Raw genomic sequence first — 23655 nt, 5'->3', positions numbered from 1 at the left:
AAAGTATATTATGAAAGCAACTTGGGAAAAGATAGAGAAGAACCTTGGAGTTCTTGAAGTCGAAGTTGAAGCGGAACGCGTAGCATCAGCACTCGACAAAGCTTTTAATAAAGTGGTAAAGAAAGCAAACGTACCTGGATTCCGTAAAGGTAAAGTGCCTCGTCCGATTTTTGAATCCCGTTTCGGTGTTGAAAGCCTGTATCAGGATGCTATCGACATTCTTCTTCCTGAAGCTTACGGCGAAGCCGTTGAACAGACTGACATCTTCCCTGTAGACCGTCCAGAAGTGGACATCGAGCAATTCGCTAAGGGCCAGCCGTTCATCTTCAAAGCGAAGATCACAGTTAAGCCGGAAGTGAAGCTGGGCGAGTACAAAGGTCTGGAAGTTCCAGTACAGAAGGCAGAAGTAACTGACGAAGAGCTGGACGCTGAACTGAAGCGTCTGCAAGAGCGTCACGCTGAGCTTGTTGTCATTGAAGAAGGAGCAGCTGTGAACGGCGACATCACTATCATTGATTTTGACGGTTCGGTAGACGGCGTGCCATTCGAAGGCGGACAGGCTGAGCGTCATTCCCTGGAGCTGGGCAGCAATTCCTTCATTCCAGGATTCGAAGAGCAGGTAGTGGGCATGTCCACTGGAGACTTCAAGGATGTTGAAGTAACCTTCCCTGACACTTACCACGCTGCTGAGCTGGCAGGCAAATCTGCTGTATTCAAAGTGAAGCTGCACGAAATCAAGCGCAAACAGCTTCCTGAGCTGGATGATGAATTCGCCAAGGATGTTAGTGAATTCGACACACTGGAAGAATACAAGGCAGACCTGAAGGCACAGCTCGAATCCCGTAAGCAGGAAGAACTCAAAGGCGTTCGTGAAACAGCGGTAGTTGACGCTGCAGCAGCTAATGCTGAAGTTGAAATTCCTGAAGCCATGATCGCCAGCGAAGTGGAGAACATGGTTCGTGATTTCGATACCCGTCTCCGCCAGCAGGGCATGAACATGGATATGTTCCTTAGCTTCTCCGGCCAGACCCGTGAAGACCTGCAGGGACAAATGAAGGGCGATGCTGAGAAGCGCGTTCGTAACAACCTTGTTCTGGAAGTTATTGCTAAGGAAGAGAAGATCGAAGTTTCCGAAGAAGAAGTTACGCAAGAGCTGGCTACTATGGCTGAAGCTTACAAGCGTTCTCCTGAAGAAATCCGCAGCATTCTGGCAGCCAATGGTTCCCTGAGCAGCCTGAATGATGAGATCTCCCTGCGCAAGACAATCGATTTCCTCGTTAGCAACAGCGTGGAAGTTGAAGCTCCGGCAGCACCTGTAGAAGAAGCGGCAGCAGAAGAAGCAAGCGCTGAGTAAGCTTCTAACCTTTACCTAGAACGGCTATCCAATTAGCCTCCATAGAGATTTGATAAGGCACGTAAGTTTTTGTTACGTGCCTTATTTTTATCGGGGCAGACGTTTGTAAGTACATATCATGAATCCGGCAATTGGCATTGTCTGTGGAATTGCGATATAATGGCATGCACATGAGCAATGCGGTTTATGGCACAGTGAATAAATGACATCCCGCTTTGAACGTGTTAAAATATTTCTGAAACGGAAAGACTAATCTGTATAGAGAAAAGAGGTTGGTGGCATGAGTCTGGTACCAATGGTTGTGGAAACGACAAGCCGGGGAGAACGCTCATACGATATCTATTCCAGATTGCTCAAGGATCGCATCATCTTCCTGAGCAGTGCGATTGACGATGATGTCGCCAATCTGGTTATTGCGCAGTTGCTGTTTCTGGCGGCAGATGACCCCGAAAAAGACATTCACTTGTACCTCAACTCGCCCGGTGGTTCTGTTACAGCCGGCATGGGTATATATGATACGATGCAATATATCAAACCGGATGTTTCAACGATTTGCGTAGGGATGGCAGCCAGTATGGGATCTTTGCTCCTGACAGCCGGAGCGCCTGGCAAGAGATATGCGCTGACCAACAGCGAAGTCATGATTCATCAGCCGCTCGGCGGCGTTCAGGGGCAGGCGTCAGACATCTGGATTCATACCGACTGGATTCTCAAGACGAAGGCGAAGCTGAATCAGATTTATGTAGAGCGCACAGGTCAGCCCCTTGACAAAATCGAACGGGATACAGACCGCGATAACTTCATGAGCGCGGAAGAAGCGAAGGAATACGGGCTCATTGACCAGGTACTCTCTTCACCGATCAAATCTTAAAGGGGTGGTAAGATGTTTAAATTTAATGATGAAAAAGGGCAGTTGAAATGCTCCTTTTGCGGCAAATCACAAGAGCAGGTTCGTAAGCTAGTAGCGGGACCTGGCGTTTATATATGTGACGAATGCATCGAGCTGTGCACGGAGATTGTGGAAGAGGAGCTTGGCCACGAAGAAGAGCTGGATATGAAGGATATTCCGAAACCGAAGGAAATCCGTGATATTCTGGATCAATACGTTATCGGCCAGGAGCAAGCGAAGAAATCGCTCTCCGTTGCTGTATACAATCACTACAAGCGCGTGAACAGCCAGAGCAAGATTGAAGATGTGGAGCTGACGAAGAGCAACATTCTGCTGCTCGGACCTACAGGCTCCGGTAAGACCCTGCTGGCGCAGACGATGGCGAAGATCATCAACGTTCCTTTTGCCATTGCAGATGCCACTTCCCTTACGGAAGCAGGTTATGTGGGTGAAGACGTTGAGAACATTCTCCTGAAGCTGATTCAAGCGGCTGATTATGATGTGGAGAAAGCCGAACGCGGTATCATCTATATAGACGAAATTGATAAGGTAGCGCGTAAATCCGAGAATCCGTCCATTACCCGTGACGTATCCGGTGAAGGCGTTCAGCAGGCGCTGCTGAAGATTCTGGAAGGTACGGTTGCTTCGGTTCCACCGCAAGGCGGACGCAAACATCCTCATCAGGAATTCATCCAGATCGATACTACGAACATTCTGTTCATCGTGGGCGGTGCCTTCGACGGACTGGAGCAAATGATCAAGCGCCGTATCGGCAAAAAAGTCATCGGCTTCAACGCTGCGGTTGAAGGACAGAAGGACCTCAAGGCCGGTGAATACCTGTCCATGGTATTGCCTGAGGATCTGCTGAAGTTCGGCCTCATCCCCGAGTTCGTCGGCCGTCTGCCGGTCATCTCGACCTTGGAGCCGCTTGATGAGAGCACATTGGTACGTATTCTCTCCGAGCCTAAGAATGCACTCGTGAAGCAGTATGTGAAGCTGCTGGAGATGGATAATGTAGCCTTGAAGTTCGAACCGCTTGCCCTTGAAGCGATTGCCAAGGAAGCGATCAAGCGGAACACTGGTGCCCGTGGATTGCGTGCCATCATTGAGAGCATTATGCTTGATGTGATGTACGAAGTGCCTTCACGCGATGACATTAAGGATTGTGTCATTACCGAGAAGGTGGTCCAGGAGAAGTCTCTGCCGGAGCTTAGTCTCAAGAAGGATAAGAAAAAAGAAGAAAGCGCGTAAGCCAGGCGTAAGTACCGGGCCTGACACGGCTTAACAATACAGCTCAGGGTCTCCACTTTCTCCCGCACATCCCGCATGACCTGCGGGAGCGGAGAGGGTGGAGCTTTGATCGTTATGGGGGAGAAAACCATGTTCCTGAGACACCAGACCCGTCCCGTCAATGTTGGCGGAGTGATTATCGGGGGTAACAACGAGGTTGCCATCCAAAGCATGTGTACGACCAAGACCGCCGATGTAGAAGCAACCGTAGCCGAGATTCTGCGGCTGGAGGAAGCCGGCTGTCAGCTCGTGCGTGTAACGGTCAACAATGAAGAAGCGGCAGCAGCGATTAAGGAAATCAAGAAGCAGATTCATATCCCGCTTGTAGCGGATATTCATTTCAATTACAAGCTGGCTCTGCTGGCGATTGAGAACGGCATCGACAAGGTGCGGATCAATCCCGGCAATATTGGACGCCGTGACAAGGTTGAAGCTGTCGTTAAGGCCTGTAAGGACAAGGGGATACCGATCCGTATTGGCGTTAATGCCGGTTCACTGGAGAATCACCTGCTGGAGAAATACGGTTATCCTACACCAGAGGCTATGGTGGAGAGTGCCCTGTACCATATCGGCATTCTGGAGGAGCTGGATTTCCACGATATTATCGTATCGCTGAAGGCTTCGGATGTGCCGATGGCTATTGAGGCATACCGCCAAGCTGCAGAAGTAATTCCTTATCCGCTGCATCTGGGCATCACTGAATCCGGCACTCTGTTCGCTGGAACAGTGAAGAGCTCGGCCGGGATCGGTGCGCTGCTCTCCATGGGCATCGGCAGTACGGTGCGGATCTCCCTGAGTGCTGATCCGGTGGAGGAAGTGAAGGTGGCCCGTGAGCTGCTGAAGACCTTCGGTCTGATCTCGAATGCGGCTACCCTGATCTCCTGCCCGACCTGCGGACGCCTGGATATTGACCTCTTCTCGATTGCGAACGAAGTGGAAGAGTACATCTCCAAGCTGAAGGTGCCGATCAAGGTATCCGTCCTCGGCTGTGCAGTGAATGGTCCGGGGGAAGCCAGAGAAGCGGACATCGGCATCGCCGGTGCGCGCGGAGAAGGGCTGTTGTTCCGTTACGGCAAGATGATCCGCAAGGTGCCTGAGGCGGAGCTGGTTTCTGAGCTGAAGAAGGAGATCGACATTATTGTCGAGCATTTTGAAGCGACCGGTGAGATTCCCGGCCGCAGTCATGCCGGACTGGCTCCGGCGGTCGCCTTGGGCAACTCGGAGAGCGGTAATTAACAGAACGCCCCTTTCGTCACGAATCCTGCCCTCATCATAATTATGTCCATGTACCTGAAGCGCCCCGCTGCAGAAGTCTGTTGGATCAGACGTTTGCTTCGGGGCGCTTATTTTGTGCGGAGCCGGTGGATAGTCTTCTTCAGCAAAGTTAGCCCATAGAGCAGCAAAGGAAGAAGCAGCAAGAAGATAAACGCGAAATTTCCCCATACTTTTGAAATAATTTCATTGATATAAACGGTGTTGATATAGGTATTCCAAGCGATGATGATGAACAGTACGGCCAGGGGATAGATGAGATAGTTCTGCTTCCGCAGATGAAAGACGGATTGGAGCCCCTTCAGAATGGAGAAGTAGAGCAACGAGATTTTGATGAAAAAGCTCAGTACCCAAATGGTGATCAGAATGCCTTCGACCCGCTGCAGAATATTTCCGATATTAATCGTCTTGGCGAGTGCATAGGCGGGGAAGGTGCTGTTCTCCGTCTGTTCAATCCCCAGAATGAGCAAGCTGAGCAGTACGATGATGCTAAGGATCATGCCGCCTGTGAACGTACCCAGCAGAAAGGCCCGCTCCCCGCTTTTTGGCTTCCTGACGAGTGGCAGGAAGGTCATCATCACGATGAGTTCCTGAAACGCAGCGGATTGATAGCCAGCGATGAGCACAGGAGATAAGCCCCCTTCCAGGACAGGCTTGATATGATTCCATTCGATTTTGGGAATCAGGGCCAGCACAAGAATCAGGAACAGGAACAGCACCCAGGGGAATAATAATTCGCATACTCTGGCAAATACGACAATCCCTGAACTGACACTCACGACGGCAGCGATCAGGAAGATAATCTGGACCGCTTCAATCGGTGTTTCGGGCAGAATCTCACTGGTGATGAAGAAGCCGAGATCGCCCAGCAGCGTGCCGGTGAGTATCATGAAATAGAATAGATACAGCAGCGAGATGATTTTGCCCATCCATTTGCCGAAACCCGCTTCGAGGATTTCATAGAGATCTCTGCCGGGATAATGACGGGCAACTGCGAGATACAGTATGACGATAACCAGATTAATCAGGAGGCTGCAAAGTGCAGCGATCCAGGCATCTTCTCTTGCGGTATGCGCCAGTCCGCTTGGGATGATCAGAATGGAGGTTCCGATTGTTAGTCCGAATGTCATGATATAGAACTGCCGTAAGGAAATACCCGCACGATTCTTCACAGGGTGGTTCACTCCCTCTCTCATGAACGTTATTTCAGGACAGAAGCTGCATGATACTGCGTACCCAGTCGAGCGGCCTGAACTGAGGCAGGTCTGCCATGTCCAATAAGGTTGCCGCAACGGTAAGACTCCAGAGACTATAGAAGGCGGCTGCATCCCGCAGTGACTTTAGCCTAATGACGGCAGGTGTCTTCAGGATCAATACCAGTAACAGAAAGAACAGCAGAATCAGATTCCAATTCATTTTTCCTCCATCTCCTGTTTCAAGGGTTGGATGATCGAACCGATGCGCTGAATCACTATCTTGGAACGTACATTAACCTTGACGGTTCTGAAGCTGTCCTCCCAATGCTCGCGGTACGTTCGCCACAGACGGGGATATTTCCGGTGCAGGGCTTCGCCGAATCCGAAGATGTCAGCGCCGTATTTCTGCTGGACCTCCCGGATATTTTGCGTGAGCCTGAGGTCATAAGTCTGCTCCAGATTCCTCTGAATATCCTCGATGCTGGCCGGATTGTTCAGATTAAGCTTGCCTTGAATTGTGGTGAGATTGGCTTCTATATTTAGCTTTACCGTAAATGCAGGCTTGCCCTGTGCATCTAGCCGGACGTCCAGATTGCTGTCTGAACGGGTTATTCTGAAGCCTGCAAGCCCGCCTCCGGGAATGGGTGCATTGCTAACCGTGGAGTCCACCTCATCCAGGACATAGTTGACCGTTTTGCTGACAGGTTCGTCCAGCCAGCCGACCAGCTTGTCTTTTTTGAACACTGCGATTCCCACGTGCTCGATCATGGTCTTCGGGCTGATCGTATCCACATTGTTCTCGGACCCTCCATTCTGCCCGCCCCCATTCAATTGCACACCGGACATCACCGGATTGGAGCCGCCGCGCTCCATCTCGGTAATGAACTGCTGCAAGGTCACCTTCCCGGTTGCTGCCCATTTTTTATGCGAGACCAGAATAGAAGAATACAGGGAGTTCGCCGGAATATGCTCGAATGGAGTGATAATTTCCAGTATCTTGGAAGCCTTGGATTCCTTCGCCACCAGCAGGAAGAAATCCGTACGCAGCTCATGGTTGCGTGAGATGAAGTCCAGCACATCGCTGACTCCCTTGCGGGCCAAGGCCTCTCCGATGACTAACACGCGGATATGAGCCAGATACAGCATACGCGGAGTCATGCTCAGCATACGCTGCAACGCATCGGGAACAGTTCTGCCAATGGCTTGATAGGTAACCACAGGCATCCCCCCGGAGCTACCGCCCTTCTGATTGCCCGTCTCCCCGGGATTCATCACCTGAACAGTGACGGCATAGCCGCCCGGATCGAGATCAATGCCGAGCGCCATGACAACAGCCAGATCATTCAGCTCTTTGCGGCTCCAGCATCCGGTGAGCAAGGTAAGGCTCATGATCAGAAGGATACACAGGAATTTTCTCCACATGGCCAGCAGTCCTTTCGTTGAAGAGAGTTCAGGTCAACCTGCTAATTCTGCCCAAAATATTTCTTCATGGTGCGCCGGGATAAGCGGATGAACGTATCCTTCTGGCTCTGCCAGCGGATGGGGGCAAAAGAGGTCATGTAAGGGATGCCCATAGATTCAAGGCTGCACAGATGCAATCCCAGAATAATCAAGGCAATAATGATGCCGAATAAACCGAAGGAGGCGGCAATTATCATCAGGACAAACCGCAGCATCCGCACCGATATCCCCACATTGAAGGCAGGCAAGGCGAAATTGGAAATGGCTGTGATGGATACGACGATAACCATGGCCGCCGAGACGAGTCCTGCATCGACCGCCGCTTGACCAATCACCAGCGTTCCGACGATGGACACCGACTGACCGATCGATTTGGGCAGACGGATACCGGCCTCACGCAGAATCTCGAAGGTAATCTCCATGATGAAGGCTTCAAGGAAGGCCGGAAAAGGAATCCCCTCGCGCTGTCCGATCAGACTGATCAGCAATGTGGTGGGAATCATCTCCTGGTGGAAGGTAGTGATCGCTATATAGAAGGAAGGAGTCAGCAGTGCGATAGCAAAGCAGAAGAACCGGAGCATCCGGACCAGACTGGAAAAATCGCTCCGCTGGTAATAATCCTCACTGGACTGAAAGAATTGCACCAGCAGCGCAGGGACCACGAGTACAAACGGACTACCCTCCACCAGAATGGCAATCCGGCCTTCCAGCAGTGCGGAGGCGGTAGCATCCGGGCGTTCCGTATTATACACGGTCGGAAAGGGGCTGTAGCGCTGGTCCTGAATCATTTCTTCAACATAGTTACTCTCCAGCACACTGTCGAGCTTAGCAGCATCCAGCCGCCTGCGCAGCTCCTGCAGCACTTCGGGATCGGCATTGCCTTCAATATACATCACCGCGACATTGGTCTGGGTCTGCTCTCCAAGCTTCCGCTGTTCAATACGCAGCTTGGGGTTCTGGATACGCCGGCGGATCAGAGCCGTGTTCTCCCGCAGGGATTCGGTGAAGCCTTCACGCGGCCCTCTTACTACGGATTGGGAAACCGCGTCTTCCACTGAACGCTGCTTCAGCGCTTCTGTCCCGGCAGATAACGCATTTGTGCTTCCATCAATATAGATGATCGAGTTGCCGGCCAGCAGTTCAGTCTCTACCTCTGTATAATTCGTAATTCCTCCAACTTTGCCGAGCGAGAGCGTTCTTTCCTGCAGGAGCTTCAGGCAGCGCTCCGGCTGCGGTTCACTGTACTCACTGAACTGGCCCGCGTCTTCATGAATGGCCTTCATCAGAGCTTGCGGATCAGCCATTCCTTCAATATATACAACCACTGCGGACGAGGGGCCGAGGGTAATGAATCTGTAGATGATATCCGTACTTGTGCCCAGACGGGCCTGTGTCCCCTCTATAAAAGCGGACATAGAATCCGGCAGTTTCTCCTGCGGCGAGCCTGCGTTCTCTAGCTGTGTCATGTTCATTCGCCTCCAATCATTCGCGTATAGTCTTTCCGATTATGGAAATCGTATGCAATATGCGGGCCGTCAGGGAGGCGGAGGCTTTTGTTTTTTTGCTGCGGGAGTTTATGAATGTTTGAAACGGCTATACTACCAAGTAGTAGCTGAATACAGAACAGGTAGACGGAAGGATACAGGAGGGTGACCTATGGAACTAAGTATATTGCTGATGGTCGTGCAGCTTTTTTTCGCGCTGGTCATCGGTGTTTATTTTTGGAATCTGCTGCGGGGACAGAAGACGAACAAGACGGCGGTGGACCGGGAATCGCGTAAGGAGCTGGACAAGCTGCGCAAGATGAGGATGATCTCACTGACCAAGCCGCTCTCGGAAAAGACACGCCCCGCCTCCATCGACGATATCGTCGGACAGAAGGACGGGCTGCGCGCCTTGAAGGCCGCGCTCTGCAGTGCCAATCCGCAGCATGTCATTATCTACGGGCCGCCGGGTGTGGGCAAGACGGCAGCGGCGCGGGTAGTTATGGAGGAAGCGAAGAAGAATGCGTTATCGCCGTTCAAGCGCGACGCCAAATTCACAGAGATCGATGCCACTACGGCGCGCTTCGACGAGCGCGGAATTGCCGATCCGCTGATCGGCTCCGTGCATGATCCGATCTATCAGGGAGCAGGGGCCATGGGCGTGGCCGGAGTCCCGCAGCCGAAGCCGGGAGCGGTGACCAAGGCGCATGGCGGAATTCTGTTCCTTGATGAGATTGGTGAGCTGCATCCCATTCAGATGAATAAGCTGCTGAAGGTGCTGGAAGACCGCAAGGTGCTGCTGGAGAGCGCCTATTACAACTCAGAGGACAGCAATACACCAGCGTATATCCATGATATCTTCCAAAATGGCCTGCCTGCCGATTTCCGGCTGGTAGGAGCCACGACACGATCACCGGACGAGATCTCGCCGGCGCTGCGTTCGCGCTGCATGGAGATTTATTTCCGTCCGCTGCTGCCGGAGGAGATTGCCGTGATCGGACGGGATGCCGTCCAGAAGATCGGGCTGAAGCCAAGCCCTGAAGCGGTTGAGGTCGTGCAGCAATATGCTACGAACGGCCGTGAGGCGGTGAATATGATTCAGCTGGCTGCGGGTCTCGCGCTGACCGAAGGCCGGGATACGCTGAGCGCTGCGGAAGTGGAATGGGTCGCCAGCAGCAGCCAGCTGCCGCTGCGGACGGAACGCAAAATCCCTTCTGCCCCGCAGGTCGGACTGGTCAACGGCCTTGCCGTCTACGGACCCGGCATGGGCACGCTGCTGGAGATCGAGGTCTCAGCCGCGCCCGCCCTTAACGGGCCGGGCAGGCTGAATATCACCGGCGTAGTCGATGAAGAGGAGACGCGCGGAGGCTCGCGGACCGTGCGGCGCAAGAGCATGGCCCGGGGCTCGATTGAGAATGTGCTGACCGTCCTGCGCACCATGAAGCTGGAGCCGGACAAGTATGACCTGCACATTAACTTCCCCGGCGGGACACCGATTGACGGTCCGTCCGCCGGGATTGCCATGGCGGTGGCCATCGTCTCCGCCATCCGGAAGCTGCCGGTGGATAACACGGTGGCGATCACCGGGGAGATCGGCATCCATGGCCGCGTGAAGCCGGTCGGCGGCGTGGTCGCCAAGGTGGAGGCTGCCTTTCAGGCGGGAGCGACCACCGTGCTGATCCCGAAGGAGAACTGGCAATCGCTGTTCGCCGACCTCGGCGCGCTGCGGGTGATCCCGGTGGACACCGTGGAGGAAGTCTTCCGCCACCTGTTCGGCGCGGACACGGCAGACATCAGAATGCCCGCTGTATCGGGCGAGACCTTCTCTTCGGCGCCTTCACTGCTGAAGGCGGACGCCTCGGGCGAGAGTATGCCTGGATAAGACAGGAATAGTGCGAAGGAATCCTCTGGCGGGTAGCTGCCGGGGGATTTTTTTGAGCGGATGAGGAGAGGGGAGCAGCGGCATAGGACACGAATGTTCAGCGAATACTACATACTAATGGGTGAGCGTGCCAATAACACCAATTGCAGACACGGGTTGTTGGTGTTTTCATGCGGCTTTTGTTAGAATGAATGCATATGACACAACTTATGAACCATGGGAGGTGCGAAAGCGATGATACAAAGTAAATCCAAGGGTCGTCGTTTTCCTTTATTACCGCTTAGAGGTCTTCTTGTATATCCCAGTATGGTTCTGCATCTGGATGTAGGCCGTGAGAAGTCCGTCCGGGCATTAGAGAAAGCTATGGTTGAAGATAATTTGATTCTCCTCTGCTCCCAGTCTGAAGTCAATATTGAGGAGCCGGGGCAAGAGGATATATTCCGCGTGGGTACGGTGGCGAATGTGCGGCAGATGCTGAAGCTTCCCAATGGCACGATCCGTGTGTTGGTGGAAGGCGTAGAGCGGGCTGAGATACTTCATTATACGGACAACGAGGAGTACTATGAGGTGATGGCGCGTGAGCTGCCGGAGCAGGAGGATGTGGACCAGGAGAGCGATGCCCTGATGCGCAGCGTGCTGAGCCAGTTCGAACACTACATCACTTTGTCCAAAAAAGTAACGCCAGAGACACTCGCTGCGGTCTCCGATATAGAGGAGCCTGGGCGGCTGGCGGATGTCATCACCAGTCATCTGGCGCTGAAGATCAAGGACAAACAGGAGATCCTGGAGACCATTGACGTCAGCAAGCGTCTGGAGAAGCTGCTCGATATCCTTAATAATGAGCGCGAAGTGCTGGAGCTGGAACGCAAGATCAGCCAGCGTGTGAAGAAGCAGATGGAGAAGACCCAGAAGGAGTATTACCTGCGTGAGCAGATGAAAGCGATCCAGAAGGAGCTTGGCGAGAAGGAAGGCCGGGCCGGTGAAGCCGATGAGCTGCGCGCCCAGATGGAAGAGAAGAACCTGCCGGAGCGGGTGCAGGAGAAGATTGAGAAGGAAATCGACCGTCTGGAGAAAATGCCGGCAAGCTCGGCCGAAGGCAGCGTCATCCGCAACTATGTGGATTGGCTGCTCAGTCTGCCCTGGAGCGAAGCCACGGAAGATGATCTGGATATCCGCAAGGCGGAAGAGGTGCTGGACGCAGACCACTATGGTCTGGAGAAGCCTAAGGAACGGGTGCTGGAATACCTGGCGGTGCAGAAGCTGGTCAAGGGTCTGAAGGGGCCGATTCTGTGTCTGGTAGGTCCTCCGGGCGTCGGCAAAACCTCGCTCGCCCGCTCCATTGCCCGCTCCCTGAACCGCAAGTTCGTCCGCATCTCGCTGGGCGGCGTACGGGATGAAGCCGAGATCCGGGGTCACCGCCGTACGTATGTCGGCGCAATGCCGGGCCGGATCATCCAGGGAATGAAGACGGCAGGCAGCACTAATCCGGTCTTCCTGCTGGATGAGATCGACAAGATGGCAGCGGACTTCCGCGGCGATCCGTCGGCAGCCCTGCTGGAGGTGCTGGACCCGGAACAGAACAATACATTCAGCGATCACTTCGTTGAGCTGCCGTTCGACCTGTCGAACGTCATGTTCGTCACTACAGCGAATGCCGTGCACAACATTCCGCGTCCGCTGCTGGACCGGATGGAGATGCTGTTCATTCCTGGCTATACGGAGCTTGAGAAGCTGCAGATTGCCAGCCGTTATCTGCTGCCGAAGCAGCGCAAGAGCCACGGCCTTGCGGAAGAGCAGCTGTCCATCGGAGATGATACGCTGCTGAAGATGGTCCGCGAGTACACCCGCGAATCCGGGGTGCGGAATCTGGAGCAGCAGATTGCTGCCCTCTGCCGCAAGGCGGCGAAGCAGATCGTCTCGGAAGAGAAGGAGCGCGTCAGCATTCTTCCGGAAGAGATCAAGGATTATCTGGGAGCCTCCAAGTTCCGCTATGGAATGGCAGAGCTGGAGGATCAGATTGGTACCGTGACCGGGCTGGCTTGGACCGAAGTTGGCGGCGATACGCTGCTGATTGAAGTAACCGTGGTCCAAGGCACCGGGAAGCTCACGCTGACCGGACAGCTCGGCGATGTGATGAAGGAGTCGGCGCAGGCCGCCTTCAGCTATACCCGCTCGAAGGCGGAGGAGCTGGGGCTTGCTCCTGATTTTCACGAGAAGAACGATATTCACATTCATATTCCCGAAGGTGCGATTCCCAAGGACGGCCCGTCCGCAGGGATTACGATCGCCACGGCGCTGATCTCCGCGCTCACCAAGCGGTATGTCTCCAAGCATGTGGCCATGACCGGCGAGATTACGCTGCGCGGACGCGTATTGCCTATCGGAGGCCTGAAGGAGAAATCCCTGGCCGCCCACCGTGCGGGCTACAAGAAGATTCTTATCCCGAAGGACAATGAACGCGACCTCAAGGATATCCCCGAGAGTGTCCTGAGTGATGTCGAGTTCGTGCCGGTGTCCCATATGGATCAGGTACTGAAGCACGCGCTTGTAGATCATGCAGATGGAATCAACACCGATTCAGATACAGATACAGAAATAAGCATTGAAGCGCCCAGTAGTGTGCATTAGAAAGGAAGTCTTATGAAAGTTAACAACGCCGAATTTATTATCAGTGCCGTAGGCCCTGACCAGTACCCCATGGATGCCTTGCCGGAGATTGCTCTGGCAGGGCGCTCCAACGTAGGGAAGTCCTCTCTGATCAACCGGATGATTAACCGCAAGAATCTGGCCCGCACCAGTTCTACACCGGGCAAGACGCAGCATATGAACTATTACCGTGTGAATGAGAGCATGTATTTCGTTGACTTCCCGGGGTATGGCTACGCCAAGGTCTCGAAGACGCAACGCGCCTCCTGGGGCAAAATGGTCGAGAAGTACATGGCAGAACGCGAGACGCTGAAGATGGTCCTGCTTATCGTAGATCTGCGCCACCCGCCGACCGTCAATGACAAAATGATGTTTGACTGGCTGAAGCACTACGATCTGCCGCTCTGCGTAGTAGCCACCAAAGCGGACAAAATTCCGAAGACCCGCTGGCCGAAGCATATCAAGATCATGAAGCAGGAGCTCGGTGTGCTGCCGGGAGACAGCTTCATTGCGTATTCATCGGAGATTGGACTTGGCAAAGACGAATTATGGGAACTTATAGATAGACATACTCTACCCACCGAAGAAGAGCTTCCGGCAGAACCGGATGATCAGGATTCCGGGGATGAACCGCAGCACGAAGCGCCTTCCGAGACTTAAGGGTTAGTCATTAAGAATTGAGGGATGTTTATGGCTCAGCGTCTGGCGATGGAATATGTGAATGCAACGATGCAAATGACCGAATTTCAGCTGAACCAGTTTCTGCTAACCGCCGATACCAGCTATATCAGTCACCGTGTGAAGGTACTTGGCGCGGGCGAACAGGAGATTGTGCTGGAGGAGGCCGGGGGCGAGGAGGTCCATCTGTCTTTTGAACGCAAAGGCGGCATCTATATGGGTTCCTTGTCCTGCAGGGTGGTGAATCCTCATCTGATTAATGCAGTCCGCAAATTATTCTTCATGTATAAGGGCACGGGTACCGTAAACCGCATTTATAAGGATCTAACGATGATGTATTACTATGAAGGCGGCTCGGTGCGCCGGATCTCGGAAGTGAGGCCGGGCGGCATCAAGCTGATCTATCAGCATAAATATTCAGTGGCAGAGATGCTGGCTGTCTACAAGCTTCAGAGCGTAGAATGTGAGATTGAGCAGCTCCGTCAAGAGGTTAATAGACTGCTCGATATGCGCAACTGTAGTCAGCAAGAGGCAGTGATTAAGGAAGTCGATGAGAGACTTGCAGAGGCGGCCTACCGGCTGTTCCGACTGGAAGCATAAGTGATAATGTTTTAAAAGATGGCAATCATTTCCTAGTGAAATGGTTGTATTTTTTTGCGAAAACTATACATATCCTCTACGAAAGGACCGATATACAACATATGATAGATATCCATAGCCACATTCTACCTTTCATGGATGACGGAGCCGCTGATTACGACGCCGCTCTCGCCATGGCGCTTGACGCCCATAACGATGGTATTACAACTGTAATAGCTACCCCCCACCATGCGAACGGAGTCTATATGAATCCGGCTCAGGAGATTCAAGCGGCGGTGCGGGTGCTGAATGCGAAGCTGCAGGAGGCAGGCAATCCGCTGGTCGTGCTGCCGGGGCAGGAGATCCGGATCTACGGAGAGCTGCTCGATGATCTGGAGCGGGGACAACTGCTGACACTTGCCGGTTCCCGGTATATTTTGCTGGAGATGCCCTCTTCACGGGTGCCCCGCACGATGGAAGAGACCTGTCATGAGCTGGTCATTCAGGGAATGGTGCCGGTTATCGCCCACCCGGAGCGTAACGCGGAGATTGCTGACGATCCGTCCAAGCTGCTGCGGTTAACAGAGATTGGTGCTCTGGGACAGGTTACTGCACAGAGTATGGCCGGCGTCTTCGGGAGTAAGCTGCAGAAGCTGTCGCTCGAATTATGCCGGCAGCATGCCGTGCATATTATTGCATCGGATGCGCATGATTCTGTACACCGTCCCTTTGGATTAAGCGAAGCTTATAGGGTGGTGCGGCGGGAATTGGGAGAAGAGTCATTCGACTTTTTTCTACAAAATTCGCGCGATCTCCTTACAAATAAGGAGATTAATCGAGCTAATCCTATTCAATCTACCAGCAAACGTCATAGATTGTTCGGATTTCTTTCTCGTAAGGGGTGACCTTCTGTGTCATTAATGGTAGAATGGGTATTACTGGATTCTTGCACTATTATTAATACAAATACATACACAGAGGTGGATGACAAGTGACTTTGAAGAAAAAATTGGCAGTATCTACACTAGCAGTAAGCATGGCAGCGGCATCCGTTGCCGGATTCCCGTTCAGCAGCAAGGGGCTGGCTGAACATTTTGGAGTGAGTACAGCTTCCGCAGCAGCAGTATCGCAGGCAGATGTGAAGGCGAAGGTTGAGAAGATTTATGCTCAGCTTACAGAGACTGAGAGACAAGCACTTCTTGCTTATGAGAAGGAAGCAGGCAATATCAGCGCTACTACTTTCGAACAGATCTTCAAGCCAGTGCTGGACAAGCTTGCCTTAGAAGCTGATGATCTTGCAACTGCTCATAAAGCATTCACGAGCGTATCCAGTGTAGTCTACGATGTATATGACAAGGATTACACTGCGATTAAGGCGATCCGCTATGATGAGAAGAATGTGGACCTGCTGAAGAGAATTGCAGTTAAGGCTGGCGTAAAGAATCTTACGGCTGACGATTTCAATGAATTCCTGTTCGGCGACAAAGGCGTTGAAGCTGAACTTCGCGCAATGATCAGCAATAAGTCCAAAACTGACTTGATGAACCTGGTTCTTAATGCTTCTAGCACTGATGATGCTCTGAATACATTGCTGAATGAAGCCATTACCAAGGTTCTGAATCACAACACAATTGAGGGTGGCCTTACCGTAAGCCAGGTAGTCTACAACCTTAACATTACTCCAGGAGATATTAAGCTCAGTCTTAAGAACCTGAAGGATACAATCCCAACAGCCGCGCCAGCAGTGAAGGCTCTTGCTTTAGCTTATGTGAGAGCTTACATTAACGAGCCTGTAATTACTGAGCCTAATCCTCCTGGAACTGGCACTGGCGGCGGTGGCGGTGGCGGCACAGTAACAACTCCAGTTACGAACCCTACAGCTACACCAGGTGTATACGATGTATCCAAGCTGGTAACGATTGTAGGCAACAAAGCAACCCTGAAGCTCGTAGATGCTGATGTACTGAAAGCCTTTGATGCACTGGTTGCAGCTAATGCCGGTAAGACAGGTCTTACGCTTACCCTGAACCTGGGTACAGTGAACGCGGCAACAGTAGAAGTGCCATTGTCCAAAGCAATCATCGAAGCAGCCAAGGCGAAAGGCATTGCCAACATTGCAATTACTTTCAACGGCTTGACTGTAACGATTCCAGTAGGACAGTTCAGTGAAGCTATTACACTGACTACTTCCACTGTAGCAGATACAACCGTAACATCCCTGTCCAGCATGAAGCTGGCATCCAGCGTATATGACTTCGAACTGACTGTAGGCGGTGTGGTTACATCAACCTTCAAGCAGCCAATCATTATCAAGCTGCCGCTTAAGAATACAGAAGGCCTTGACCGTGAACTGTTGTCCGTTGCGAAGGTAGTCTACAAAGAACTGCAATATCAGGGTGGTGTTGTAGATGGTGATCACATCACTGAACCGCGTGACGGCTTCTCTTCCTATGCTGTACTGGAGAACAAAGTCAGCTTCAAGGATGTTGCAAGTGTTCAGGCCTGGGCTGGAAGACAGATCTCAGTCGTAGCAGCCAAGGGTGCTATTGAAGGCGTAGGCAACGGCAACTTTGCTCCGAAGAACAATGTGACCCGTGCAGAATTCGCCAAGATGCTGATCCGTGCACTGAACCTGGAGAACAACTCCGCGAAGCAGAGCTTCGGTGATGTAAGCTCCACTGCCTGGTATGCTCCTTATGTAGCTGTTGCTGCTGAGAAGGGCATCATTACTGGACGCAGTGCAGCCCAGTTCGATCCTAGTGCAACGATTACCCGTGCGGAAATGGCAACGATGATTGCCCGTGCCGTGAAGTCGCAGAAGCCAGATGCTGCAACTAGTGTCAGCTCCCTGAGCAAGTTCTCCGATGCAGGCAAGATCGCTGCTTCCCTGAAAGACGGAGTAGCCTTCGCTGCCAGCAATAACCTGGTTATCGGCAACGCCGGCAAGTTCAATCCTAACAACACAGCTACACGTGCTGAAGCTGCAGTGATTATCTACCGCACCATCAACTTCAAGTAAGTAAATAGTATTGTGGAGAGCCTCCTCTCGTCGTTTAGAGAGGAGGCACTTTTTTGGAGAATATAAGAATTTACAGCTTGGAGGGAAATGCACTTGTCAGCACAAGAATTGGATTTGCGCGATTATTTCCAGATTGTCAGGAAGAGACTGTGGATGATTATCAGCATTGTTATCGTGGCCTGTGTTCTTGCCGGGATCTACAGCTTATATATCAAGAATCCGGTCTATGAAGCTTCAACGAAGATCATTGTTAATCAGACGCCTACCCAAGCTACGGCAGCACAGCTGGATCTGAATCAGATCAATACCAACATTCAGCTGATCAATACGTACAAGGAAATTATCAAGACTCCCGCAATCCTCGATGTTGTAGCCCAGAACTACCCGCAATTCGGGATTACGGCAGAGGAAATGCTGAAGAAGGTTAACGTGAGTTCTGTAAATAATACGCAGGTGATGACACTTGTCGTTCGAGATAATTCATACCAGAGAGCCGCAGAGATCGTGAATGCCATATCCCTTGTATTTAAGCAGGAGATTCCGTCCTTGTTCAACGTACAGAATGTGTCCATCCTCAACGAAGCCAAGCTTAATCCGCCAGTTACACCCGGACCGGTAGAGCCGAATGTGGTGATGAACCTCGCGATTGCTTTTATCGTATCCCTGATGATTGGTCTGGGGATTGCCTTCCTGCTGGAGTATCTCGATGATACGCTGAAGACAGAAGACGACATTAAGAAATACCTTGGACTTCCGACTATAGCTATGATTACCCGGCTGGGTCAGGAAGAAACCAAGACCACCGGGCAGCAGGCTCAGGCACAGAGCAGAAAGGCGGGGGAACTAGAGCATGTCACAGCAGCCAAATAAACAACGCCATCTGATCACCGTGACCAACCCGCGTTCGCCGGTATCCGAAGCCTTTCGGGCACTGCGCACGAACATTGATTTCTCCTCTGTAGATGAACAGATCCAGATTATTATGGTCACTTCTTCCGGACCGGAGGAAGGGAAATCAACCGTTACCGCCAATCTGGCCGCTGCGTACGCGCAAGCGGATAAGAAGGTGCTGCTAATCGATGGTGACTTGCGTAAGCCTACGGCGCATAAGACTTTTTCCCTGAGTAACCGGTATGGGTTGTCCTCCTTGCTCTCTCAGCAGGCGAATCTGGCCGATGTGATTCAGGAATCCGGTGTGAACAACCTGTATCTGATGACATCCGGCCCGATTCCTCCGAATCCTGCTGAGATGATGGCCTCCAACCGGATGAGTGCAGTGCTGCAGGAGCTGCGTCAGTTATATGATGTCATTCTGATTGATACTCCGCCGCTATTGGCCGTTACAGATGCACAGATTGTTGCCTCTAAGAGTGACGGCGTAATCATGGTGGTCAGCTACGGTAAGGTGAAGCGCGATATTGCAGCTAAGGCGAAGGCCAATCTGGACCGGGTCGGGGCCAAGATGCTGGGCGTGGTTCTTAACAACGTGAAGCGCAAGGCCAGCGAAGGCTACTACTATTACTACTATGGCAACTGAATTGTTTAATAGATAAATTGTTGTTTTTGGAGGCACTGAAAATGACAGCAAAAAAAAGAGTGTTGGTATTATTCATGATCGATGTTGCGATCATATGGTTCAGCATCGTGACGTCCTACCTGTTCCGCTTCTACAATGAGATTCCGCCGGAATATGTGGTACAGATGATCGTGTTCGGCCTAATCTCCACGGTGGCCGTCGGGGGAAGCCTAGTCTACTTCGGACTCTACCGCAGAATGTGGCAATATGCCAGTATTAACGAGATTATATCGGTTCTCAAAGCTATTGTAGTAGGAGCGTTGTTATCTTACGTTGCCGCTTATATCATCCTGCCCGAGCGCGTGCCATTCAGCATAGAAGTCCGGGCGATGGAGACGGTTCTGCTGCTGGTGGGGGGCGTACGTTTTTTCTGGAGAGTCTTCCGCAGTGAACGGAGCAACAATAAGAATACAGAGCTTCATACGCTGATTGTCGGAGCCGGAGATTGCGGAATCCTCATTGCCAAAGAACTGACGGGACCTTCCTTCGCGAGCACCCGGCTGGTTGGATTCATCGATGACAGCGCAGATAAATATCACATGTCCATACTGAGTGTACCTGTACTGGGTAACCGTTATGATATTCCGCGGATTGTGAAGGAAAAGGAGATTCACGAGATTATTATCGCTATGCCCTCGGTTTCCAGAACCCAAATATCCGAGATTATTAATCTGGCCAAGGCTACAGGCGCGAAGCTGAAGATTATCCCGGCACTGAACGATCTGATCGCAGGCAAAATCTCTGTCAAGAAGCTCCGCGATGTCAGCGTAGAGGACCTTCTGGGCCGTGAGCCGATTGTTGCAGACATGAACAGTATTCTGGGCTATGTTCATAACAAAACCGTACTGGTAACAGGCGCGGGCGGTTCGATTGGCTCAGAGCTATGCCGCCAGATCTCACCTTTCGCACCGGACAAGCTGCTGATTCTGGGACATGGCGAGAATAGTATCTATACGATTGAGATGGAGCTGCGCAAGAGTTTCCCTTACCTGGAGATCGTGACTGTAATTGCTGACGTTCAGGACCGCACCCGGTTAATGGATGTATTCCAGAGCTATAAGCCGCAGGTGGTCTTTCATGCGGCAGCACATAAGCACGTTCCTCTGATGGAGCGCAACCCTTCCGAAGCCATCAAGAATAATGTCTTCGGGACCCGCAATGTAGCCGACTGTGCGGACATGTATGGTGCAGAGCGCTTCGTGATGATCTCGTCCGACAAGGCCGTGAACCCGACCAGCGTCATGGGAGCCACGAAACGGATTGCCGAGATGTATGTGCAGAGTCTCAATGTAGCAAGCCCTACCAAGTTCTCTGCGGTACGCTTCGGTAACGTATTAGGCAGCCGGGGCAGTGTCATTCCCGCCTTCAAGCAGCAGATTGCCGCCGGTGGGCCTGTCACCGTAACGCATCCCGAGATGGTCCGTTACTTCATGACTATTCCCGAGGCCGTTCAACTGGTGATCCAGTCCGGCTCCTTCGCGAATGGCGGAGAAGTATTTGTCCTGGATATGGGAGCACCAGTTAAGATTCTGACGCTGGCCGAGGACTTAATCACACTGTCCGGTTACGAGCCGTACAAGGACATTGACATCACCTTCTCAGGCATCCGTGAAGGCGAGAAGCTGTATGAAGAACTGTTGACAGATGAAGAGAACCTGGGTTCCACTCAGCATGACCGGATCTTCATCGGCAGACCTAACGTCATCACCCGGAGCCAGATGGAGCTAGAATTCAAACGGTTGGAACGGGTTGTCACCGAAGATGCAGAAGCCATCCGCGAAGTGATTAACCAGATCGTACCGATGCAGCCAGTCATCCAGGCAGCCATTAGCTAATTAGAGATGTGGAGGTACCTGAAGTGAAGAGATGGAAAAAAGTGTTGATCTGGACGTTGTCGGTCATCGTGGTGTTAGGTGTTAGCGGGCTATTCGCCGCCAATTATGCTGTCGATAAGCTGATGAACTCAATGGCAGGCGGCTTCGATGTGGAAGCCGGCAATACGCCCAGTGTCCCTCAAGGACAAGTGATTGAGCCTGTGGTAGCAGATAGCGATCCGTCTGCGGAGCCAGCAGCTTCCGTTGATCCGGCTTCAAGCTCTGCACCAGCTAGCACACCTGCATCCGGCGGGACCGGAGATCAGACTACTAGTGGTACGGACAAGCCTGCCAATACAGACAAGCCTGCAAGCACTCCTGCTCCAACCCCTGCGGGTGTGGATGGATTAGCCCATATTTCTACGGACAAGGCCAAGGAAGTTCAAGAGAACGTAACGATCACAGATAAAGCGAATGTGGCAGCCATCGTAGCCAAGCAGCTCAGTGTATCAGATATTAAGAGATTACAAGAGTTAGCCCAAGGCGGCTTAACCAATGAAGAGAAGCGGGAAGCCCGCAGTATCATCCTCGGCAAGGTCTCAGAGGAGCAATATAACGAATTAGCTCAGATTGCCAAGAAGTACGGCGTTAGCCAAGGCAAGACCCGGGATCAGATCTTAGCTGAAGAAGAACAACTCAAAGCCCAAGAAAAAGGAAGTGAATAGGCATGTTCAAGATCAAGATTCCAGCAGCAGCACTTCTGAGCGTAGCCTTAATGGGCTGTGAGCCCCTGACAGCATCGGCTCCGGTTACCACCGTAGCGGCAGCTACTCCTGTAGCCACTGCAACAGCTGCTCCCATCAAGGCGTCCAATGCTATCAAAGTACAGAATGTAGATGTGACCATGCTATTCGACGGTGTAGCACTACAGCCGCCCGCTGGACAACATGTGTTCATGTACAATAACACCACTTATGTCCCTCTGCGCTTCATGTCGTATGCCCTGCAGAAGAGCGTAAGCTGGGATGCCAAGAACCTGAAGGTAACCGTAGCGGAGCCAAGCAGCTCAGAGATGGTAGTCATCAAGGAATACCTGATGAATGCGACTTCCAGTCCTTCTTTTGCAGCCAAGAATATTACCCTGAACAACGTTAATGCAAGTTATGTATTTAGCGGGAGTACGAAGGCATTGCCAGCAGGCCAGTCCAGTTATCTGCTGAACGGCTCGATCTATGTCCCCCTAAGATTCTTATCGGAATCTGTAGGAAATTCCATTAGCTGGAATCCGAAAACAAAGACCATCACAGCAAATTCTAAGAACTATGAAGAAAATACGGCTTCGGCGAAACCAACCGACAAGGGAACTAGTCCATCTGCTAGCCCGACTCCGGCACCAGCAGCAACCCCAGCGGCAGAACCAGGTGGAGCAGCAGGCGGTTCAGGATCGGCAGGAACAGGGTCCGGTAAGGTTTCTTATGAGAGTATTACTAGTGAGACTGAAGCGAAGCTGAGTGCGCTACAGTCGCAGAGTACATCTACACTGTTAGGAATTGCTTTTGAATATGTGGGTGCTACAGATGCTGCAACCAAGCAAAGTATCAAGGCCAAAGGGTTAGAGCAACTTGCCTCTTTTAAAGCCTCATTTAACAGTATAATTGCTGACGCTGAACAAAAACTAAACACTAATGGATATAGCACGGCTATTATTGCTCAGTATAGAGCGGCCTTCGAGGCTGACCTGGATAAGGGAAGAGCTATTGCTGAGGGTATGGGGAAATAGTAGGGTTGAAAAAGTATCAGTATCAGAACAAACATGGTTTACAGTTGTAGGATGCAATCTATTCAACCGTAGCTGTAAACCATAGTATCTCAAGGACAAGGTGAGCGTATGAAGCCTTATATTATCGTCAAACAAACTTTAGATTTCATATTGGCTCTAATTGGAATGCTCCTGTTATGGCCTTTTTTCTTGATTATCGCCGTGGTGATCAAGTCTACATCTAAAGGTCCTGTTCTATTTCGGCAAAAGCGGTTAGGCAGGAACAAGAAAGAATTCTATATTCTCAAGTTCAGAACGATGCGCACAGATACACCAAGTGATATGCCTACACATCTGCTGCAAGATCCAGACTTTTTCATTACCAAAGTAGGCAAATTCCTTAGGAAGACAAGCCTTGATGAGCTTCCTCAGATTATAAATATTCTCAAAGGCGACATGAGCATAGTAGGCCCGCGCCCTGCGCTGTGGAACCAGTATGATCTGATCGCGGAGCGTGATAAGTATGGAGCGAATGAGATTAAGCCTGGTCTAACTGGGTGGGCGCAGGTTAATGGGCGGGATGAGTTGGAAATTCAATTCAAGGCTAGTCTGGATGGAGATTACTGTAGTAAGATGAATTTTTGGTTTGATATTAAAGTCTTTACAAAGACCTTATTTATGGTTATCAAGAGCGAAGGTGTTAGGGAAGGCAAACAGAGTCAGTCGATTTAATCAATACAAACTATATCAACATTA

Annotated in this window: 20 protein-coding genes; 16 read left to right on the top strand and 4 right to left on the bottom strand. The window is 51.7% G+C overall.

The genetic code is table 11. The features are described 5' to 3' along the window. Positions 1–10: 10 nt before the first annotated feature. The 4 genes from tig (at position 11) to ispG (ending at position 4769) form a co-directional block, all read left to right on the top strand. Positions 11–1354 carry a trigger factor gene (gene tig, locus NST43_RS24555; protein WP_339219921.1) on the top strand — a complete coding sequence of 448 codons (1344 nt, stop codon included), beginning with the start codon at positions 11–13 and terminating at the stop codon, positions 1352–1354. A gap of 280 nt (positions 1355–1634) precedes the next feature. Then, on the top strand, positions 1635–2225 hold the full coding sequence (clpP, locus tag NST43_RS24550; protein WP_209993547.1) for an ATP-dependent Clp endopeptidase proteolytic subunit ClpP: 591 nt from the start codon (positions 1635–1637) through the stop codon (positions 2223–2225). A gap of 12 nt (positions 2226–2237) precedes the next feature. Next, complete coding sequence (gene clpX / locus NST43_RS24545) at positions 2238–3494, top strand: ATP-dependent Clp protease ATP-binding subunit ClpX (protein WP_209993548.1); 1257 nt, start codon at positions 2238–2240, stop codon at positions 3492–3494. Positions 3495–3623: 129 nt separating this feature from the next. After that, positions 3624–4769, top strand: a complete 1146-nt coding sequence (gene ispG, locus NST43_RS24540; RefSeq protein ID WP_339225519.1) for a flavodoxin-dependent (E)-4-hydroxy-3-methylbut-2-enyl-diphosphate synthase — start codon at positions 3624–3626, stop codon at positions 4767–4769. A gap of 107 nt (positions 4770–4876) precedes the next feature. On the opposite strand, the gene NST43_RS24535 is transcribed toward ispG, so the two are convergent. From NST43_RS24535 to NST43_RS24520, 4 genes are read right to left on the bottom strand one after another with little or no spacing between them, the layout of a single operon-like run. Continuing rightward, positions 4877–6001 carry an endospore germination permease gene (locus NST43_RS24535; RefSeq protein WP_339219920.1) on the bottom strand — a complete coding sequence of 375 codons (1125 nt, stop codon included), beginning with the start codon at positions 5999–6001 and terminating at the stop codon, positions 4877–4879. A 10-nt stretch (positions 6002–6011) separates the two neighbouring features. Continuing rightward, the gene (locus NST43_RS24530; protein WP_339219919.1) at positions 6012–6221 is read right to left on the bottom strand and encodes a hypothetical protein; all 210 of its coding nucleotides are present in this window, start codon (positions 6219–6221) and stop codon (positions 6012–6014) included. Next, positions 6218–7423: a Ger(x)C family spore germination protein gene (locus NST43_RS24525; protein ID WP_339219918.1), complete on the bottom strand. Its 1206-nt coding sequence runs from the start codon at positions 7421–7423 to the stop codon at positions 6218–6220. The genes NST43_RS24530 and NST43_RS24525 overlap by 4 nt, the downstream gene beginning before the upstream one ends. Before the next feature lie 41 nt (positions 7424–7464). Then, positions 7465–8928, bottom strand: a complete 1464-nt coding sequence (locus NST43_RS24520) for a spore germination protein (protein WP_339219917.1) — start codon at positions 8926–8928, stop codon at positions 7465–7467. Between the two features lie 190 nt (positions 8929–9118). On the opposite strand from NST43_RS24520, the gene lonB reads away from it, so the two are divergent. From lonB to NST43_RS24460, 12 genes are all read left to right on the top strand, one after another. Further along, positions 9119–10828, top strand: coding sequence for an ATP-dependent protease LonB (lonB, locus tag NST43_RS24515; protein ID WP_209993552.1), 1710 nt, complete (start codon positions 9119–9121; stop codon positions 10826–10828). A gap of 234 nt (positions 10829–11062) precedes the next feature. Then, positions 11063–13456, top strand: a complete 2394-nt coding sequence (gene lon, locus NST43_RS24510; RefSeq protein WP_339219915.1) for an endopeptidase La — start codon at positions 11063–11065, stop codon at positions 13454–13456. Positions 13457–13468: 12 nt separating this feature from the next. Next, a complete protein-coding gene (yihA, locus tag NST43_RS24505) occupies positions 13469–14134 on the top strand; it encodes a ribosome biogenesis GTP-binding protein YihA/YsxC (RefSeq protein ID WP_209993554.1) in 666 nt (221 codons plus the stop codon). 30 nt (positions 14135–14164) lie between these two features. Next, positions 14165–14752 (top strand): non-ribosomal peptide synthetase module, encoded by a 588-nt coding sequence (locus tag NST43_RS24500; protein WP_339219914.1) that lies wholly within the window; start codon positions 14165–14167, stop codon positions 14750–14752. A 101-nt stretch (positions 14753–14853) separates the two neighbouring features. Beyond that, positions 14854–15636, top strand: a complete 783-nt coding sequence (locus tag NST43_RS24495) for a CpsB/CapC family capsule biosynthesis tyrosine phosphatase (RefSeq protein WP_339219913.1) — start codon at positions 14854–14856, stop codon at positions 15634–15636. An 86-nt stretch (positions 15637–15722) separates the two neighbouring features. Beyond that, positions 15723–17750: an S-layer homology domain-containing protein gene (locus NST43_RS24490; protein WP_339219912.1), complete on the top strand. Its 2028-nt coding sequence runs from the start codon at positions 15723–15725 to the stop codon at positions 17748–17750. Positions 17751–17843: 93 nt separating this feature from the next. Further along, positions 17844–18620: a Wzz/FepE/Etk N-terminal domain-containing protein gene (locus NST43_RS24485; protein WP_339219911.1), complete on the top strand. Its 777-nt coding sequence runs from the start codon at positions 17844–17846 to the stop codon at positions 18618–18620. Continuing rightward, a complete protein-coding gene (locus NST43_RS24480) occupies positions 18601–19287 on the top strand; it encodes a CpsD/CapB family tyrosine-protein kinase (RefSeq protein WP_209993559.1) in 687 nt (228 codons plus the stop codon). Before NST43_RS24485 ends, NST43_RS24480 begins: the two co-directional genes overlap by 20 nt. A gap of 41 nt (positions 19288–19328) precedes the next feature. Next, positions 19329–21161: a nucleoside-diphosphate sugar epimerase/dehydratase gene (locus tag NST43_RS24475; RefSeq protein WP_339219910.1), complete on the top strand. Its 1833-nt coding sequence runs from the start codon at positions 19329–19331 to the stop codon at positions 21159–21161. A 23-nt stretch (positions 21162–21184) separates the two neighbouring features. Next, a complete protein-coding gene (locus NST43_RS24470) occupies positions 21185–21865 on the top strand; it encodes a hypothetical protein (RefSeq protein ID WP_339219909.1) in 681 nt (226 codons plus the stop codon). Between the two features lie 2 nt (positions 21866–21867). Continuing rightward, positions 21868–22920 (top strand): stalk domain-containing protein, encoded by a 1053-nt coding sequence (locus NST43_RS24465; RefSeq protein ID WP_339219907.1) that lies wholly within the window; start codon positions 21868–21870, stop codon positions 22918–22920. 108 nt (positions 22921–23028) lie between these two features. Next, the gene (locus tag NST43_RS24460; protein ID WP_339219906.1) at positions 23029–23631 is read left to right on the top strand and encodes a sugar transferase; all 603 of its coding nucleotides are present in this window, start codon (positions 23029–23031) and stop codon (positions 23629–23631) included. Positions 23632–23655 lie beyond the last annotated feature (24 nt).

The sequence above is a fragment of the Paenibacillus sp. FSL H8-0332 genome, assembly GCF_037963835.1.
In the GTDB taxonomy this organism is placed as follows: Bacteria; Bacillota; Bacilli; order Paenibacillales; family Paenibacillaceae; genus Paenibacillus_AQ; species Paenibacillus_AQ rhizoplanae.
The sequence above is the reverse complement of the archived record's forward strand: the minus strand, read 5'-3'. Positions and strand labels throughout refer to the sequence as shown.